Here is a 16,375-nt window from a genome sequence, read left to right as displayed (position 1 = left end):
AACCGCCGACATTCGCCTTGTAAGGGCGACGCTCTACCAGCTGAGCTAAGCACCCGGGAAAGCGCGCTAGTTTACGCGATCCTTAAGGGCTTTGCCAGCCTTGAACGACGGGCTTTTGGAGGCCGCGATCTGGATCGTCTCTCCGGTACGGGGGTTGCGTCCGCTGCGCGCCGGACGCTCGCGAACCAGGAAGGTACCGAAACCCACGAGGGACACCTGGCTGCCTTCGGCAAGGGCATCGCCCACCACACTGGCCATCGCATCCAGCACGCGGCTCGCCTGGGCCTTGGGAACGTCGGCCTTATCGGCAATCGCTTCGATCAATTCGGATTTATTCATGCACAGGATTCCTTTTTTATGCGTTTTATGTGGAGGGGGTACCAAGCAAGCTGCCCCTGAGAAGAACAGTCGGCATGGTCGCCTGCATGCCGTCTACGACTGGCGGTGCTCCCCTATTCTCATATCGCGCGCACGGTCGTGGCAAGCACGCCCCCGAGGAGCCAAAAGACCGGCCGCAAACGGAGAATAGACGTCTGCGGCCGAAATTGACACGGTTTATTGCCCGAACTAGTGGTGGCGCACGTTCCTCCGCCGCGGCTCACTGCCGCTCTTCGCGGCCTCGGGCACCTTGGGCCCAGGTTCGCTGCCGAGTGCCTCGGGCATGTGGGTCAACGCGACGGACAGGACCTCATCGATCCAGCGCACCGGACGGATATCCAGTTTCGCCTTGATATTCTTCGGGATATCAACGAGGTCCTTTTCGTTCTCCTCCGGAATCAGCACGGTACGGATACCGCCGCGGTGAGCCGCCAGCAGCTTCTCCTTGAGTCCGCCGATCGGAAGGACCTGCCCTCGCAGCGTGATCTCTCCGGTCATCGCCACATCGGCCCTCACCGGGATGCCGGTCAGCGCCGAGACGATCGCCGTGCACATCCCGATCCCCGCACTGGGTCCGTCCTTGGGCGTCGCGCCCTCCGGCACGTGGATGTGCAGGTCGGTCTTCTCGTGGAAGTTCTCGGCCAGGCCCAGCGCCGCGGCACGGCTGCGCACGACGGTCAATGCCGCCTGGATGGATTCCTGCATCACGTCACCGAGCTTGCCGGTCTGCAGGGTCTTGCCCTTGCCCGCCACCACGGAGGACTCGATGGTCAGGAGTTCGCCCCCGACCTCGGTCCAGGCCAGACCGGTGACCTGCCCGACCTGGTCGTTTTCCTCGGCCAGGCCGAAGCGGAACCGGCGCACTCCGAGGTAACGTTCCAGGCTCTTGGGCGTGACCTGCGTGGTCTTGGCCTTGTCCTTGCCCAGCAGGCGCTGCTTCACGACCTTGCGGCAGATCTTCGCGATCTCGCGCTCCAGCGAGCGCACGCCCGCCTCCCGGGTGTAGTAGCGCACGATGTCGCGGACCGCGGTATCCGCGATCTGGATCTCTTCGTCGCTCAGGCCGTTGGCCTCGATCTGCTTCTTGATCAGATAGTTCCGCGCGATGTTGATCTTCTCGTCCTCGGTATAGCCGGACAGGCGGATCACTTCCATACGGTCGAGCAGCGGACCCGGGATGTGCATGCTGTTGGCCGTGGCCACGAACAGCACGTCCGAGAGGTCAAAATCGACCTCGAGGTAATGATCGCTGAAGGTGTGGTTCTGTTCGGGATCCAGCACCTCGAGCAGGGCCGATGCGGGATCACCCCGGAAGTCCATCGCCATCTTGTCGATCTCGTCCATCAGGAACAGCGGGTTGCGCACCCCGACCTTGGACAGGTTCTGCACGATCTTGCCGGGAAGCGACCCGATGTAGGTGCGGCGGTGACCGCGGATCTCGGCCTCGTCACGCACACCGCCCAATGCCATGCGGGTGAACTTGCGGTTGGTCGCTCGGGCGATCGACTGGCCCAGCGAGGTCTTGCCGACGCCGGGAGGACCCACCAGGCAGAGAATGGGCCCCTTCATCTTCCGGACGCGCGACTGCACGGCCAGGTATTCCAGGATGCGTTCCTTGACCTCCTCGAGACCGTAGTGGTCCTCGTTGAGGACCTTCTCAGCCGCCGCCAGATCCTGGCTGACCTTGGTGCGCTTCTTCCAGGGCACGTTCACCAGCCAGTCGATGTAGCTGCGCACCACGGTGGCCTCGGCCGACATGGGCGACATCATCTTCAGCTTGTTCAGTTCCGCAAGGGCCTTTTTCTTGGCCTCCTTGGGCATGCCGGCCTTCGCGATCTTGCGGGCGAGTTCCTCGGCCTCGTTGGGCGCGTCCTCGAGGTCCCCCAGTTCCTTCTGGATCGCCTTCATCTGTTCGTTCAGGTAGTACTCGCGCTGCGACTTCTCCATCTGCTGCTTCACGCGTCCGCGGATGCGCTTCTCGATCTGCAGCACATCCATCTCGCCCTCGATCTGCGCGATCAGGTGCTCGAGCCGCGCTTTCACGCTCGAGATCTCCAGCACCTTCTGCTTCTCGTCGAGCTTCAGGGACATGTGCGCGGCGATGGTGTCGGCGAGGCGCGAGGCATCGTCGATGCCGGCCAGCGAGGTCAGAATCTCCGGCGGCACCTTCTTGTTCAGCTTGATGTACTGCTCGAAGAGATTCAGCGCGGAGCGGGCGAGGACTTCCATCTCGCGTTCCTCGGCGCCGGTCTCCTCCTCCATCAGGCGGATCTGAGCGACGAAGTGGTCTCCCTCCTCACCGAGATCCATCACGTGCGCGCGCTGGGCGCCCTCGACGAGAACCTTGATGGTGCCGTCGGGCAGCCGCAGGAGTTGCAGGATGTTGCCCAGGGTACCGATATCGTGCAGGTCCTTGGCCTCGGGCTCGTCGATCTCGGCGCTCTTCTGCGCCACCAGCAAAACCTGCTTGTTCTCGGACATCGCCGAGTCCAGGGCCCGGATCGATTTCTCGCGCCCGACGAACAGGGGGATCACCATGTGCGGATAGACGACCACGTCGCGCAGGGGCAACACGGCAACCCGCTTCACCGGCGATTCGACATCGTTCTGGGAGGAGCTGGTCTTCTGATTCATGGGTCCCCTCGAGGGTCAGCAATAGTTGAATGATTTAGTCTTGGGATGATCGGGTCGTTTTCAAGGGCGGCACCCGCGGGGCATGCGGAGCACGGGGTACGACCTGCCGGCCCTGAAAAGTGGACAGGGAGCCGATGCGAACGTTCGGCCCGGAGCGGGCGCTCCGGGGTCCCTGGTCTCAGGAATCCGACGCCGCCTGCTTGGCGAAATTCGCGTTTTCGTAAATCAGGTAGGGTTCGGCATCACCGCGGATCACCGCCTCGTCGATCACGACCTTGCTGACGTTTTCCATCGACGGCAGCTCGTACATGGTGTCGAGCAGGATGTTTTCCATGATCGAACGCAGGCCGCGGGCGCCTGTCTTGCGTTCCATCGCCTTTTGCGCGATCGCGCCGAGCGCGTCCTCGCGGAATTCCAGGTCCACGCCTTCCATCTCGAACAGGCGGCCGTACTGCTTCACGAGGGCGTTGCGCGGCTGGGTGAGGATGGTGATCAGGGCCTCGACGTCGAGTTCCTCCAGGGTCGCCTGCACCGGCAACCGGCCGACGAACTCGGGGATCAGCCCGTAGCGCACCAGGTCTTCCGACTCCAGCTTTTTCAGCCAGCCGATGCCAGAGGCGTCCTTGTCCTTGGAACGCACCTCGGCGGAGAAGCCGATGCCACCCTTTTCGGCGCGCTGCTGGATCACCTTCTCCAGCCCGGAGAAGGCACCGCCGCAGATGAACAGGATGTTGCGGGTATCCACCTGCAGGAATTCCTGCTGGGGATGCTTGCGTCCGCCCTGCGGCGGCACCGAGGCGGTGGTCCCCTCGATCAGCTTGAGCAGCGCCTGCTGCACGCCCTCGCCCGATACGTCGCGCGTGATCGACGGGTTGTCCGACTTGCGCGAGATCTTGTCGATCTCGTCAATGTAGACGATCCCGGTCTCGGCCTTCTCGACGTCGTAGTCGCTCTTCTGCAGCAGCTTCTGGATGATGTTCTCCACGTCCTCCCCGACATAACCCGCCTCGGTCAGCGTGGTCGCATCGGCGATCGTGAAGGGTACGTTCAGAACCCGCGCCAGAGTCTCGGCGAGCAGGGTCTTGCCGGATCCGGTGGGCCCGATCAGCAGGATGTTGGACTTCGACAGCTCGACGTCGTCCTTCCCGGACTTCGCCTCGAGCCGCTTGTAGTGGTTGTACACCGCCACCGACAGGATCTTCTTGGCCGAGTCCTGGCCGATCACGTACTCATCCAGGATGGAACGGATCTCGCGGGGCTTGGGCAGCGAGTCGCGCTCGGCGTGACCCGCCTCCTGCATCTCCTCGCGGATGATGTCGTTGCAGAGCTCCACGCATTCATCACAGATGAATACGGAAGGCCCGGCGATGAGTTTACGTACCTCGTGCTGGCTCTTGCCGCAAAATGAACAGTACAGCAGCTTGCCATCATTGCGAGGAGATTTTTCGTCGCTCATCCGTATGCCTCGGTCTGCGAATAGACTTGCAGTTCAAACATGCCCCGTTTAGGACCCCGATGCAAGCGAGCCGCCGGTACGTCCGGTTGACTGGCTCATTTCTTCGCCTTGACCTCGCGCTTGTCGAGGACATGATCGATCAGTCCATATTCCTTCGCCTCGGGGGCGGTCATGAACCGGTCGCGTTCGGTGTCGGTGCGGATGGTCTCCACCGACTGCCCCGAGTGCCGGGCCAGCAACTGGTTGAGTTCTTCCCGGATCTTCAGGATCTCGCGGGCATGGATGTCGATGTCCGTGGCCTGCCCCTGGTAGCCGCCCAGCGGCTGATGGATCATCACCCGGGAATGCTGCAGGCAGTAGCGTTTGCCGGGCGCACCGCCCGCCAGCAGCACCGCGCCCATACTCGCGGCCTGGCCCACGCACAGCGTGCTGACCTGCGGCTGGATGAACTGCATGGTGTCGTAGATCGCCATGCCGGCGGTCACCGCTCCGCCGGGCGAGTTGATGTAGAGGCTGATCTCCTTGTCCGGGTTTTCGGACTCCAGAAACAGCAGCTGGGCCACGATCACATTGGCCATGTAATCCTCGACCGGGCCGACACAGAACACGACGCGGTCCTTCAGCAGCCGGGAGTAGATGTCGTAGGCGCGCTCGCCCCTTGCCGTCTGCTCGACGACCATTGGCACGAGGTTCAGCGCCTGCGTGTGCTGTGCACCCGGTCCTGCCAGCGGTTGCGTCATTCGGTAGTCTCCTTGTTCGTGTTCATCAGGGCGTCGAAACTGCTTGGCTTCTCGGTGACGCGGGCCTTCTCGAGCACCCAGTCCACGACTTGATCCTCCAGCACGAGCGATTCCATGCCGGCCATCGCCTGGGGGTTGCTGCGGTAGTGCCGCTTCACCTCGTCCGGATCCTCATAGGTCTGCGCCAGGGCATCGAGTTCCCGCTCCAGGCGACCGGGGTCGACCTCGATCTTCTCGGCGTCGAGGACCGCCCGCACCACCAGACCCAGCCGGACCCGGCGCTTCGCCTCCTCCTCGAACAGGGCATCGGGCAGCGGTTGGGACTGTTCTGCGCCACCGAAGCGATTTTCGGTCTCGGTGCGCAGACGGTCGATTTCGCCCTGGACCAGGCTCTTCGGCAGGTCGAAATCATGCTTCGCGACCAGCGCATCCATCACCTGCTTCTTTACCCGACCCTTGATGTTCTGGGCGAGTTCCCGGCCCATGTTCGCGCGCACCTCCTCCCGCAGCTTGTCGACATCGCCGTCGGCGACCCCGAATGCCCGGGCAAAATCGGCATCGACCTCGGGGAGGCGCGGTTCCTCGACCTTGTGGATCTTCAGGGCGAACTGCACGGCCTGCCCCTTCAGATGCTCCGCCGGGTAGTCCTCCGGGAAGGTCACATCGATGGTCTTCTCCTCGCCCGGCTCAACGCCCACCAGCTGGGACTCGAAGTCGGGCAGCAGCCGCCCTGCACCGATCTCGACGGCGAAGCCCTCGGCCTTGCCACCGTCGAACGGCTCTCCGTTCAGTGTCCCGACGAAATCCAGCGTGACCCGATCACCCTCGCCCGCGGCGCGCTGCACCTCGGCCCAGTCACGCTGCTGCTTGCGCAGGGACTCGATCACCCGCTCCACGTCAGCGGCGTCGATCTCCGCCACCGGGCGCTCGATCTCCACGTCCGAGAGGTCGGCCACCGAAACCTCCGGGAACACCTGGAAGGAGGCGATGTATTCAATCGGCTTGCCCGGCTCCATCATTTTCGGCTCGATGTTTGGCCCTCCGGCCGGCACGAGACCCTCCTGCTGGATGGCCTCGCGATAGCTCTCCTGCAGGACCTCGCCCAGCACCTCCTGGTAGACGCCGGCGCCATAGCGCTGCTGCACGATTTTCAGCGGCACCTTGCCGGGGCGGAAGCCATCGATCCGTACCCGCCTGGTCAGCGCCTTCAAGCGCTTTTCCACCTCGGAGTCGACCCGGTCGGGCGGAAATTGCACCGTCATCCTGCGGTCCAGGCTGCCGGTGGCTTCAACAGAAACTTGCATCAGATGGCCTCGCGTGAAATCTGAGATTCGGGAAAACGCGCCGTCCCGGCGCAATGAAATAAGTTGTGCATGCAAACTGTCGGGATGGTGCGAAAGGAGAGACTCGAACTCTCACGGGTTACCCCACTGGAACCTAAATCCAGCGCGTCTACCAATTCCGCCACTTTCGCCTGCCCGCCCCGGACATGACCCCTTAGTCTAACCCCTGGAACATATCGCGTCACTTTGGCGGGCGGTTCGGGGTTCATGCAGGTGTCCGGGAAGCGGCGCCTGATCAAGGCCTGACCAGGTTGCAGGCCACCCGCCACGACGGACTAACTTTCACAATCCTGCGTTACCCCAGACGATGCGAAGCCGCAAACTGTACGTCGGGTTAGCCCAAAGGGCGTAACCCGACGGGCCTCGCTGTGACTTTCACGCTAACTGCGGCGGGAGGTCTCGGCAAGGGCCGGCTCCTGGTCGCCGGGATCGTCCGCCCCAGGTTCCCGTCCGACGCGCAGGCTCTCCGGATCCTCGTCCAGTCCCGCCTCGCGCAGCAGCGCGCGCAGCGAACGTTCCGGAAGATTGAGCCGCAGGTGCATCACACCGGCGGCGCCGGTCTGCTCGGACTCGACCGCCTTTTCGGCGAACAGCCGGCTGCGCAGTCTGCCGGACGCGGCGGGCAGGGACACCCAGCCGCGAAACATCGTCTCGGTGAAATGACGCGCCAGCCGCTGCTCCAGTTCGGCCAGCCCCGCGCCCGTAACGGCCGAGAGCCACAGGGCGTCGCCACCGAAGCGGGCCGTGTCACCGTCGTCGCCGTCGGGCAACCGGTCGATCTTGTTGTAAATGCGCCAGATCGGCACCTCGCCGGCGCCGATCTCCTCGAGGACGTCCTCGACCTGCGCGATGTGGGCATCACGTTCCGGGTCGGAGGCATCGATCACGTGGAGCAGCAGTGCCGCCTCGCGAGTCTCGGTCAGCGTGGCCTTGAACGCAGCAATCAGTTCGTGGGGCAGATCGCGGACGAAGCCGACGGTGTCGGCGAGAATCACCGACTGGTGCGGAGCGAGATCCAGGCGCCGCAGCGTCGGATCCAGGGTCGCGAACAGCTGGTCGGCCACAAAGACCTGGGACTCGGTCAGTCGGTTGAACAGGGTCGACTTGCCCGCATTGGTATAGCCGACCAGGGCCACGGTGGGCGTCTCGGCACGGCGGCGCGCCTGCCGGCCCTGCTCGCGGGCCCGCTGCACCTTGTCCAGCCGCCGCTCGATGTGCTTGATGCGCCCGGCCAGCAGGCGCCGGTCAGTCTCGAGCTGGGTTTCGCCCGGACCGCGCAGTCCGATGCCGCCCTTCTGACGTTCCAGGTGGGTCCAGCCACGGACCAGGCGCGTCGACATGTGCCGGAGCTGGGCGAGCTCGACCTGAAGCTTGCCCTCGTGGGAACGTGCCCGCTGGGCGAAGATGTCGAGGATCAGCCCGGAGCGGTCCAGCACCCGGCATTTCAGGTGCCGCTCCAGGTTGCGCTCCTGGCTCGGCGACAGCGGATGGTTGAAGATCGCCACTTCGGCGCCGGACGACGCGACTGCGGCGGCCACCTCGTCGGCCTTGCCGGAACCGATGAAGAAGCGGGAATCCGGCTGCCGGCGGGTTCCCGCGATCACGCCGACGACGTCGGCCCCGGCGGACTCGGCCAGTTCCCTGAACTCCTGCTTCTGGGCCTCCATATCGGCCACGTCGCCAATCGCCAGGGCGACCAGCAAGGTGCGATCGCCGCTCTCGGGACGCTCAAACAAGGCCCGTCAACTCCAAAATGGGATTACGAATTCTGTTCCTCCGCGGGCGGTTCTTCGCCCTCGAGATGCAACCGTACCTGCCGGGCGGGCACGATGGTGGAGATCGCGTGCTTGTATACCATCTGCGATACCGCGCTCTTGAGCAGCACGACAAACTGGTCGAAGGACTCGATCTGTCCCTGGAGCTTGATCCCGTTCACCAGGTAGACAGACACCGGTATGCGGTCCCTGCGCAATGCATTGAGGAAGGGTTCTTGTAGCATCTGCCCTTTTGCCATGATTGAGGTTCCTTTTTTTGTTGTAGCTGCAAGTGCGCTTGGTCAGACCGCACGTTTCCAGAAGATAGCATATCGCTAGCCAGGCACCGCGCCATAATTACCCGTAAAATCCCCCGCGACCATGGGTAGAACCACCACCTGCGGGATCGGCCGCGCTCAGCGATCCGCGCCGCCGAGCAGATCTTCGACCCGCACGCGCTCTGCGGGAAGGTACTCGAGGCCTTGGGTTTGCATGCCGCGAAGCCAGGTCAGCTGACGCTTCGCCAGCTGCCGGGTCGCGGTGACCGCGCGCTCGCGGAATTCTTCCGGGCCGATCTCGCCTGACAGCCATTGCCAACCCTGGCGATAACCGACCGCTCGCTGTGATGTGTGGCCGGCAGTCAGCCCGGGACGTTCCATCAGCGCGCGCAATTCCCCGGCGAAGCCGCTGGCCAGCATGTGGTCGAAGCGCTCGGCGATGCGCCTGCGCAGACGTTCGCGATCCTCGGGCCAAAGCGCGAACCGGCGCCAGTGCCGCGGCACGGTGCCGACCGCGCCGGACTGAAACGATGCCAGCGGACGCCCGGTGCTTCGGTAGACCTCCAGCGCGCGCAGGATCCGCTGCGGGTCATTCGGATGGATCCGCAGCGCCGATACCGGGTCGACGCCGCGCAACTCGGCGTGCAGACGCTCGGCACCTTCCACCGGAAGGCGTGCCCGCAGGGCGGCGCGGATTTCCGGATCGATCGCGGGCATCGCATCCAGGCCGTCGAGCAGGGCACGGAAGTAGAGCATGGTGCCGCCGACCAGCATCGGGACACGATCACGCGACTCGATCTCGCCGATCAGCCGCTGGGCATGCTCCACGAAATCCGCCGCAGACCAGGTCTCCTCCGGGTCGCGGACATCGATCAGGTGATGCGGGACCCGCGCCCGCTCCTCGGCGCTGGGCTTGGCGGTGCCGATGTCCATTCCCCGGTACACGAGCGCCGAATCGACGCTGATGATCTCGCCCCCGATCCGCTCCGCCAGGTCCAGGGCCAGGGCCGTCTTGCCGGTGGCGGTCGGGCCCATCAGCAGGACCACGGATTCGCGCACGCGCTCAGCGTCCGCGCAGGAAGAGGCGATCCAGGGCCTGCCGGTCCAGCTCGACGTAGGTCGGACGGCCGTGGTTGCACTGACCGCTGTTGTCGGTCGCCTCCATGTCGCGCAGCAGACGGTTCATCTCCGGCAGACTCAGGCGCCGGCCCGCCCGCACCGAGCCATGGCAGGCCATGGTGCTCAGCACCGCATCCAGCGCAGCCTCCGCCCGGTCGGCGTGCCCGAGGTGGTGCAGGTCGGCCAGCAGATCCCGCACCAGCTGGGCCAGTTCCCGGCCCTGCAGCAGCGCCGGTGCGGCCCGCAGCATCACGGCGTCGGGCCCCGCACGGTCCAGTTCGAAACCCAGGCCGCGCAGGAGATCGGCGGAAGTCTCGACCAGTTCCGCCTCGGCGCGGGTGACCGCGATCGTCTCCGGCACCAGCAGCGGCTGGCGGGTCACGCGCGCCTCGCGCCATTCCGTCTTCAACCGCTCGTAGGTGATGCGCTCGTGCGCCGCATGCATGTCCACCAGGATCAGGCCGCGGGCGTTCTCGGCCAGGATGAAGATGTCTGCAACCTGCCCGATCGCAAAGCCCAGGGGCGGCGCCACGCCCTCGGCAGCCGCAGGTGACCACGGCCGGGCGTTCGGCGGGGGCGCGACAGGCGCCGGGGCCCCTCCCGGCGGCTCGCTGACATGCGGCAGCGGCAGTTCCCAGCGCGTGTCCCTGGGCGTATCCCTGGGCGCCCGGTTCTCGGCAAAGGCGGCACGCGGATAGACCGTCGGTGTGCCGGGGAAGGCATTGCCGCCGGGCTGGACCGCCGCGCCGGTCGAGTGCGCCGCCGGCTGCTGGCGCCCGTCATCACCGGGGCGCAGGCCAGCCAGCGCGCGGTGCAGAGTCTGAAAGATGAAATCGTGCACGAGGCGCCCGTCCCGAAAACGGACTTCGTGCTTGGCCGGATGGGCGTTGACATCGACCCCGGCCGGATCCAGATCGAGGAACAGGATGAACACGGGGTGCCGCCCCTGATACAGGACGTCGCGGTAGGCCCGGCGCACCGCCGTGGCCAGCACCCGGTCCCGCACCGGCCGGCCGTTCACGAAGAAATACTGCTGGTCCGCCTGCGACCGGGCGTGGGTGGGCGCGCCCAGCCAGCCGCAAAGACGCAGCCCGGAACCTTCCTCTTCGACCTCGAACGCATGCTCCAGGAATCCCTCGCCGAGCAGCGCTGCCACGCGGTCGGCGGCGCCCGCCGGCCCCACGGCAGGCAAGTCCAGGGTCTGTCGGCCGTTGTGGCGCAGTTCGAAGGCGATCCCGGGTCGTACCGCCGCATGGGTACGCACCACGTCCTCGCAATGCAGGTACTCGGTACGCTCGGTACGCAGGAACTTGCGCCGCGCAGGTACGTTGAAGAACAGGTCGCGGATCTCGACCGTGGTGCCCTGCGGGTGGGCCGCCGGCGCCGGCTCGGCGAACGCATCCGAGCCGTCACCACCGAGGCCCCAGCCGCTGCGTGCTCCCGCGACTGCAGAGGTCATGGTCAGGCGCGCCACCGAGGCGATCGAGGGCAGCGCCTCGCCGCGAAAGCCCAACGTGTGCAGGGACTCGAGGTCACTCCACGCGGCGACCTTGCTCGTCGCGTGCCGGGAAAGCGCCAGCGGGAGCTCCTCCGGCGGGACGCCACTGCCGTCGTCGGTGATCCGGATCAGGCGCACCCCGCCCTGCTCCAGCTCCACCCTGACCCGGCGCGCACCCGCGTCGATGCTGTTCTCGATCAGTTCCTTGACCACGGACGCGGGACGCTCGATCACCTCGCCGGCCGCGATCTGGCTGATCAGCTGTGGGGGAAGCTTCTGTATCGGCACGAGGGGTCCGGGCGCAAAAAATCTAGACTAGCCCAGAACCGGGACCCGCAGAAAGCGGCGCGACCCCTGGCAGCTCCGGGAACCCGCCCCCGATCAGCTGCCCCGGGACGGAATCTGCAGGACCTGGCCTGCAAAGATGCGATCGCTCGGGAGGTCGTTCACCGCGCGCAGTTCGGCGACCGACATCCGGTAGCGGTCGGCGATCACCGAGAGGGTCTCGCCCGGTCGAATGATGTGCCGGTCGCGCCGGCCCTCGGCAATGATGGTGCCGGGCGGTGCATGGGTGGCGAAATAGGCGCGCAGACCGGTCAGAATCGCGTCGGCGAGGGAGTTCTGGAAGCTCTCGGTACGCAGCTTGCGCTCTTCCGAGGGGTTGGAGATGAAGGCCGCCTCGATCAGCACCGACGGCACGTCGGGGGACCGCAGTACCGCGAAGTTCGCCCGCTCGACCTCGGGTTTGCGCACCTTGCCGACCCGGTGCATCTCCGAGATCAACCGGTTGGCGAGGGAATGACTGGCCTCCAGGCTGCCGCTCTGGGCAAGGTCCAGCAACACGCTGGTCAGGGAATCGTCCTTGCTCTCGATCGGCACCCCGCCCAGACGCAGGTCCGCGCTGTTCTCGCGCTGCGCAAGGAATCTCGCCGCCTCGCTGGAGGCGCCACGGTCGGACAGGATGTAGACGGACGAACCCTGAACGCGGCGATCCTGTATCGCATCGGCGTGGATGGACAAAAAGACGTCGGCCTGGGCCGCACGCGCCCGGCTGATGCGCTCGCGCAGGGGGAGGAAGTAGTCGCCGGTGCGGATCAGGACCGGTCGCATGCCGGGTTCGCGCTCCACCCGCTCCGCCACGCGGCGCGCAATCTGCAGCACCACGTCCTTCTCCCGGGTGCCGCCCGCGCCGATCGCGCCGGGATCGTGCCCGCCATGGCCTGGGTCGATGGCCACGATCAAGTCCCGGAGCGGCTCGCGCATCTGATCGGGCCGCACCACGGAATTCGTCTCGGGCACCATCCGCGCAACCATCACGCTGCGCGGGCGCTCGGTGAGATCCAGCACCAGCCGGTGCGGCGAACCCTGCGCGGGCAGCAACACGAAACTGTGCTGATCCGCCGCGGCGCGCAGGTCCAGCACCACCCGCAGATCGTTACCGTTACGCTCGGCGTAACGTACGCCCTCGACCAGGGATCTGGGGTTCGACGGCACCTCCAGCGACGCCAGGGCGCGCGTGCCGGAAAGATCCACCACCACCCGATCCGGGGATTCGAGGGCGAAAACCTTGTAGTCGGCGGGCCCTTCCATGTCGAAGACGAGTCGGGTTGTCTGACCGTCCACCGACATGCGCACCCTCTGCAGACCGGAGTTGGCCCAGGCGGAGATTGGCGCCACGCCCAGCCCAAGGCCAGCCAGGCCCTTCAGCAATAAGCGTCGACGTTGATCCGTTTGATGCGTTTTTGCCACAGACAATCCCTTTGCGATCAGGGGCTCTGCCTACATTGTGGACTTTCCTCGTGAAAATGCAAGAAAGAATTTTGCAGCATATGAACAACATACCGATGACTCTGACTGCGCCGTCAGAAGTCACCCATCTGGGCGGAAATGGTCCCGGCCTGCGGACCTGAAAACGACAGCCGGCGCCCGTCGCCGTCCTGGCGCAGGCTGGCCACCAGTTCCGGCGCGGGCAACCAGCCAGCACCCCTGTCAGGCCACTCCACCAGCCACAGGGTCCGTGCATCGCTCTGCTCGCGCACCCCGAGGTACTCGAGTTCCTCCGGGTCCGCGACCCGGTACAGGTCGAAATGCAGGACGGTCAGACCGGGAAGTTCGTAGGGCTCGAGCAGGGTATAGGTCGGGCTTCGAACCGTGCCACGATGACCGAGCGCATGCAGAAGGCCGCGCACCAGGGTGGTCTTCCCCGCGCCCAGATCGCCCTGCAGGTGGATCTGGCGCACCTGCTTCAGGCCGGGACACTGTGCCAGCGCCGCGCCGGCCCTTTCGGTGGCCTCCGCGTCGGCGAGGAAGAAGCCGGGACGGCTCATACTCCAGAGTCGGCACCGCTGGCGGGAAGGGCCTCGATCACGTCGCCGGCAAGCAGGCCGCGCTGTCCGCCCAGGCGTTGCGCGGCAGTACACGCTGCGGCGATGTGCCAGGCCGCAGCGGTCACGGCCGCGGCCCCGGCGTCGAGACCCTGCGCGCGCAGAGCGCCGATGATGCCCGTCAATACGTCACCCATGCCGGCCGTCGCCATGCCCGGATGGCCGCCGGTGATACAGGCCGGCGTTCCCTGGGGTCCCGGTGCCACCAGGGTTCCCGCACCCTTGAGCAGGACCGTCCCGCCATAGCGATCCTGCAGTTCCCGCAGGGCGGCGAGCCGATCCGCATTCACCGTCGCGGCCTTGCTGCCGAGGAGGCGGCTGGCCTCGCCAGGGTGCGGCGTCAATATCCAGTCGTCCCGCCGCCGTGGCGCCTGCGCCAGCAGGTTCAGGGCATCCGCATCCACGACCAGGGGGCCGCGCCAGTCCGCGACCGCCGGCCACAGGCCGCGGGCCCAGGCCTCCTGACCGAAACCCGGACCCACGGCCACTGCATCCGCGCCCGCCAGCAGGGCGTCGATGTCACGCGCCGTTTGCGCCGGACGCACCATGAGTTCGGGACGATCCAGGTTCGCGAGTGCGGCATGGTCGGGGTGGGTCACCAGCGTCACGCGGCCGGCACCGGCGCGCAGGGCGGCCGCAGCGGTCAGCCGGGCGGCACCGGAATAACCGGGCGCCCCGCCGACCACCAGCAGATGCCCGAAGTCACCCTTGTGCGCCGCAGGCCTGCGCGACGGCAATCCATGCGGCGCCTGTTCCGGCGTGACGCGGGTCGCGAGCCAGGACACGCCCTCGTACAGCGACTCGGGAAGATTCAGCGCCGCCACCCGCACCCGTCCCGCCTGGTCGACCGCGGCTCCGGTGCGGAGACCGAACTTGTCGGCGATCATGGTGACAGTCAGCCGCGCGCGCACCGCGACTCCGCGTACCGAGCCGGTATCGATCAGTACGCCGGAGGGCACATCGGCGGCGAGCACCGGCGCGCCGGAGCGGTTCAGCGTCTCGATCAATGGTGCGAACGGGGCCTCGATGGGACGCCCGAGTCCGATGCCGAAGAGGCAGTCGGCCCAGACCTCGGAACGATCGGGGGAGAACGCGTCGAGCGGCCGGATCTCCCCGCCGCTGTCGATCCAGGCCCGACGCGCCCGGGCGCCATCGGAGTCGGGTTGGCCGCCGGGTTCACCGGCGTGCACGGTCACGGTCCAGCCCGCGTCTGCAGCGAGGCGCGCGAGCACGAAGCCATCCCCGCCATTGTTGCCAGGGCCACAGAGCACGCCGAGCGTCCGCGCCGACGGGAAGCCTTCCGACAGGGCCTCGAGCAGGGCCGCACCGGCGCGTTCCATCAGCTTCCCGTCGCCCATCCCCGGCAGCGCCATCGCCCGGCGGTCGAGTTCGCGCATTCCTGCCTCTCCAAAGAGGCGGTTGGCAATGGGAACGGTCATCGGGTCATCATTCATGTTGTAGACACCGCCAAGGGCCATGACCAGAATCGTGCCGCAATCCCTGTCGCAAAGCCAATGCCGCGAACTCGCCGCCCGCATCCGCGGCTGGGCGGGTGAGCTCGGCTTCCAGGCGGTGGGCATCAGCCCCGCCGATGTCGGCGCGCACGCGGAGCACCTGGAGCGCTGGCTGGACAGCGGCTCTCACGGTGACATGCAGTGGATGCGGGATCGCGCCGCCCTGCGCAGCGATCCGTCGCTGCTGGTTCCGGGCGTGCAGCGCATCATCAGCCTGCGCATGGATTACCTTCCCCCGGACTCGGCCGACCCCTGGCGGATCCTGGCCGACCCGGCTCGAGCCTATGTCTCGCGCTACGCGCTCGGCCGCGACTACCACAAGCTGCTGCGCCGTCGGATCCAGCAGCTGGCACGCCGGATCGAGGCCGAGATCGGCCCCTTCGGCTACCGCGCGTTCACTGACAGCGCGCCGATACTGGAAAAGGGGCTGGCCGAGCAGGCGGGTCTGGGCTGGATCGGCAAGCACACCAACCTGCTCGCCCGCGAGGCCGGGTCCTGGTTCTTTCTGGGCGAGCTGTTCACCGATCTGCCGCTGCCCGTCGACGACCGGGTCGAAGCCCATTGCGGCAGCTGCACCGCCTGCCTGGACATCTGCCCAACACGCGCCTTCCGCGGCCCCTACGACCTGGATGCGCGGCGCTGCATCTCCTACCTGACCATCGAGCACCAGGGCGCGATCCCGGAACCGCTGCGACCGCTGATGGGCAACCGCGTCTACGGCTGCGACGACTGCCAGCTGGTCTGCCCGTGGAACCGCTTCGCCGAGGTGAGCGTGGAGCCCGATTTCGCCGCGCGTCACGGTTTGGACACGGCATCGCTGATCGAGCTGTTCGCCTGGGACGAGCCCAGCTTCCTCGACCGGACCGCCGGAATGGCGATCCGGCGCATCGGCCACGAGCGCTGGCTGCGCAACATCGCGGTGGCCTTGGGGAACGGCCCGGCGAGCCTCGACGCGGTCGCGGCGCTGGAACGCCGTGCGCAGCACCCCTCCGCACTGGTCCGGGAGCATGTCGCCTGGGCGCTCGCCCGGCTCCATGATCGCCCGAAAGCGGGAGCAAGCTCCCGCACTCCATAGCCGCATCCTCCGCCCCAACCCCTGTGGAGTGCGGCGGCTTGCCGCCGCTTTGGATGCGCTGCCCCGACCTGGCCTCAAAAGCGGGCCTGATTATCACGAAAGGTCCGCCGGTGGTCGGATTCGCGTTTTTTCAAGAGGCGCGGATGTAGGAGGCCAGCCCCTGGCCGATGGGGTTCCCGGCTCCAGATCGGCGAGAGGGCTT

Annotated in this window: 13 protein-coding genes and 1 tRNA gene; 1 reads left to right on the top strand and 13 read right to left on the bottom strand. The window is 66.5% G+C overall.

Going from position 1 to position 16,375, the window contains the following annotated elements:
• Positions 1 to 66 precede the first annotated feature (66 nt).
• From EA346_RS04420 to EA346_RS04360, 13 genes are all read right to left on the bottom strand, one after another.
• Positions 67 to 339: an HU family DNA-binding protein gene (locus tag EA346_RS04420; RefSeq protein WP_296756110.1), complete on the bottom strand. Its 273-nt coding sequence runs from the start codon at positions 337 to 339 to the stop codon at positions 67 to 69.
• A gap of 228 nt (positions 340 to 567) precedes the next feature.
• Positions 568 to 3,012 carry an endopeptidase La gene (gene lon, locus EA346_RS04415; protein WP_296756109.1) on the bottom strand — a complete coding sequence of 815 codons (2,445 nt, stop codon included), beginning with the start codon at positions 3,010 to 3,012 and terminating at the stop codon, positions 568 to 570.
• 178 nt (positions 3,013 to 3,190) lie between these two features.
• Entirely contained in the window at positions 3,191 to 4,468 is a 1,278-nt protein-coding gene (gene clpX, locus EA346_RS04410) for an ATP-dependent Clp protease ATP-binding subunit ClpX (RefSeq protein WP_296756107.1), read from the bottom strand.
• A 95-nt stretch (positions 4,469 to 4,563) separates the two neighbouring features.
• A complete protein-coding gene (gene clpP, locus EA346_RS04405; protein ID WP_296748215.1) occupies positions 4,564 to 5,208 on the bottom strand; it encodes an ATP-dependent Clp endopeptidase proteolytic subunit ClpP in 645 nt (214 codons plus the stop codon).
• Positions 5,205 to 6,512 (bottom strand): trigger factor, encoded by a 1,308-nt coding sequence (gene tig / locus EA346_RS04400; RefSeq protein ID WP_296756106.1) that lies wholly within the window; start codon positions 6,510 to 6,512, stop codon positions 5,205 to 5,207. The genes clpP and tig overlap by 4 nt, the downstream gene beginning before the upstream one ends.
• A gap of 85 nt (positions 6,513 to 6,597) precedes the next feature.
• Positions 6,598 to 6,682: transfer RNA gene (locus tag EA346_RS04395), tRNA-Leu, on the bottom strand.
• A 249-nt stretch (positions 6,683 to 6,931) separates the two neighbouring features.
• Complete coding sequence (hflX, locus tag EA346_RS04390; RefSeq protein ID WP_296756104.1) at positions 6,932 to 8,287, bottom strand: ribosome rescue GTPase HflX; 1,356 nt, start codon at positions 8,285 to 8,287, stop codon at positions 6,932 to 6,934.
• A gap of 23 nt (positions 8,288 to 8,310) precedes the next feature.
• Positions 8,311 to 8,565, bottom strand: coding sequence for an RNA chaperone Hfq (hfq, locus tag EA346_RS04385; RefSeq protein WP_296748212.1), 255 nt, complete (start codon positions 8,563 to 8,565; stop codon positions 8,311 to 8,313).
• Positions 8,566 to 8,721: 156 nt separating this feature from the next.
• A complete protein-coding gene (gene miaA, locus EA346_RS04380; RefSeq protein WP_296756113.1) occupies positions 8,722 to 9,618 on the bottom strand; it encodes a tRNA (adenosine(37)-N6)-dimethylallyltransferase MiaA in 897 nt (298 codons plus the stop codon).
• A gap of 28 nt (positions 9,619 to 9,646) precedes the next feature.
• Positions 9,647 to 11,488 (bottom strand): DNA mismatch repair endonuclease MutL, encoded by a 1,842-nt coding sequence (mutL, locus tag EA346_RS04375; RefSeq protein ID WP_296756102.1) that lies wholly within the window; start codon positions 11,486 to 11,488, stop codon positions 9,647 to 9,649.
• A 93-nt stretch (positions 11,489 to 11,581) separates the two neighbouring features.
• Positions 11,582 to 12,955 carry an N-acetylmuramoyl-L-alanine amidase gene (locus tag EA346_RS04370; protein ID WP_296756101.1) on the bottom strand — a complete coding sequence of 458 codons (1,374 nt, stop codon included), beginning with the start codon at positions 12,953 to 12,955 and terminating at the stop codon, positions 11,582 to 11,584.
• A 107-nt stretch (positions 12,956 to 13,062) separates the two neighbouring features.
• Complete coding sequence (gene tsaE, locus EA346_RS04365) at positions 13,063 to 13,527, bottom strand: tRNA (adenosine(37)-N6)-threonylcarbamoyltransferase complex ATPase subunit type 1 TsaE (protein ID WP_296756099.1); 465 nt, start codon at positions 13,525 to 13,527, stop codon at positions 13,063 to 13,065.
• A complete protein-coding gene (locus EA346_RS04360) occupies positions 13,524 to 15,038 on the bottom strand; it encodes an NAD(P)H-hydrate dehydratase (RefSeq protein ID WP_296756112.1) in 1,515 nt (504 codons plus the stop codon). Before EA346_RS04360 ends, tsaE begins: the two co-directional genes overlap by 4 nt.
• A 22-nt stretch (positions 15,039 to 15,060) precedes the next feature.
• On the opposite strand from EA346_RS04360, the gene queG reads away from it, so the two are divergent.
• Entirely contained in the window at positions 15,061 to 16,173 is a 1,113-nt protein-coding gene (queG, locus tag EA346_RS04355) for a tRNA epoxyqueuosine(34) reductase QueG (protein WP_296756098.1), read from the top strand.
• The last annotated feature ends 202 nt before the right edge of the window (positions 16,174 to 16,375 follow it).

This window comes from Thioalkalivibrio sp. (assembly GCF_007692535.1).
GTDB lineage: Bacteria > Pseudomonadota > Gammaproteobacteria > Ectothiorhodospirales > Ectothiorhodospiraceae > Thioalkalivibrio.
The sequence above is the reverse complement of the archived record's forward strand: the minus strand, read 5'-3'. Positions and strand labels throughout refer to the sequence as shown.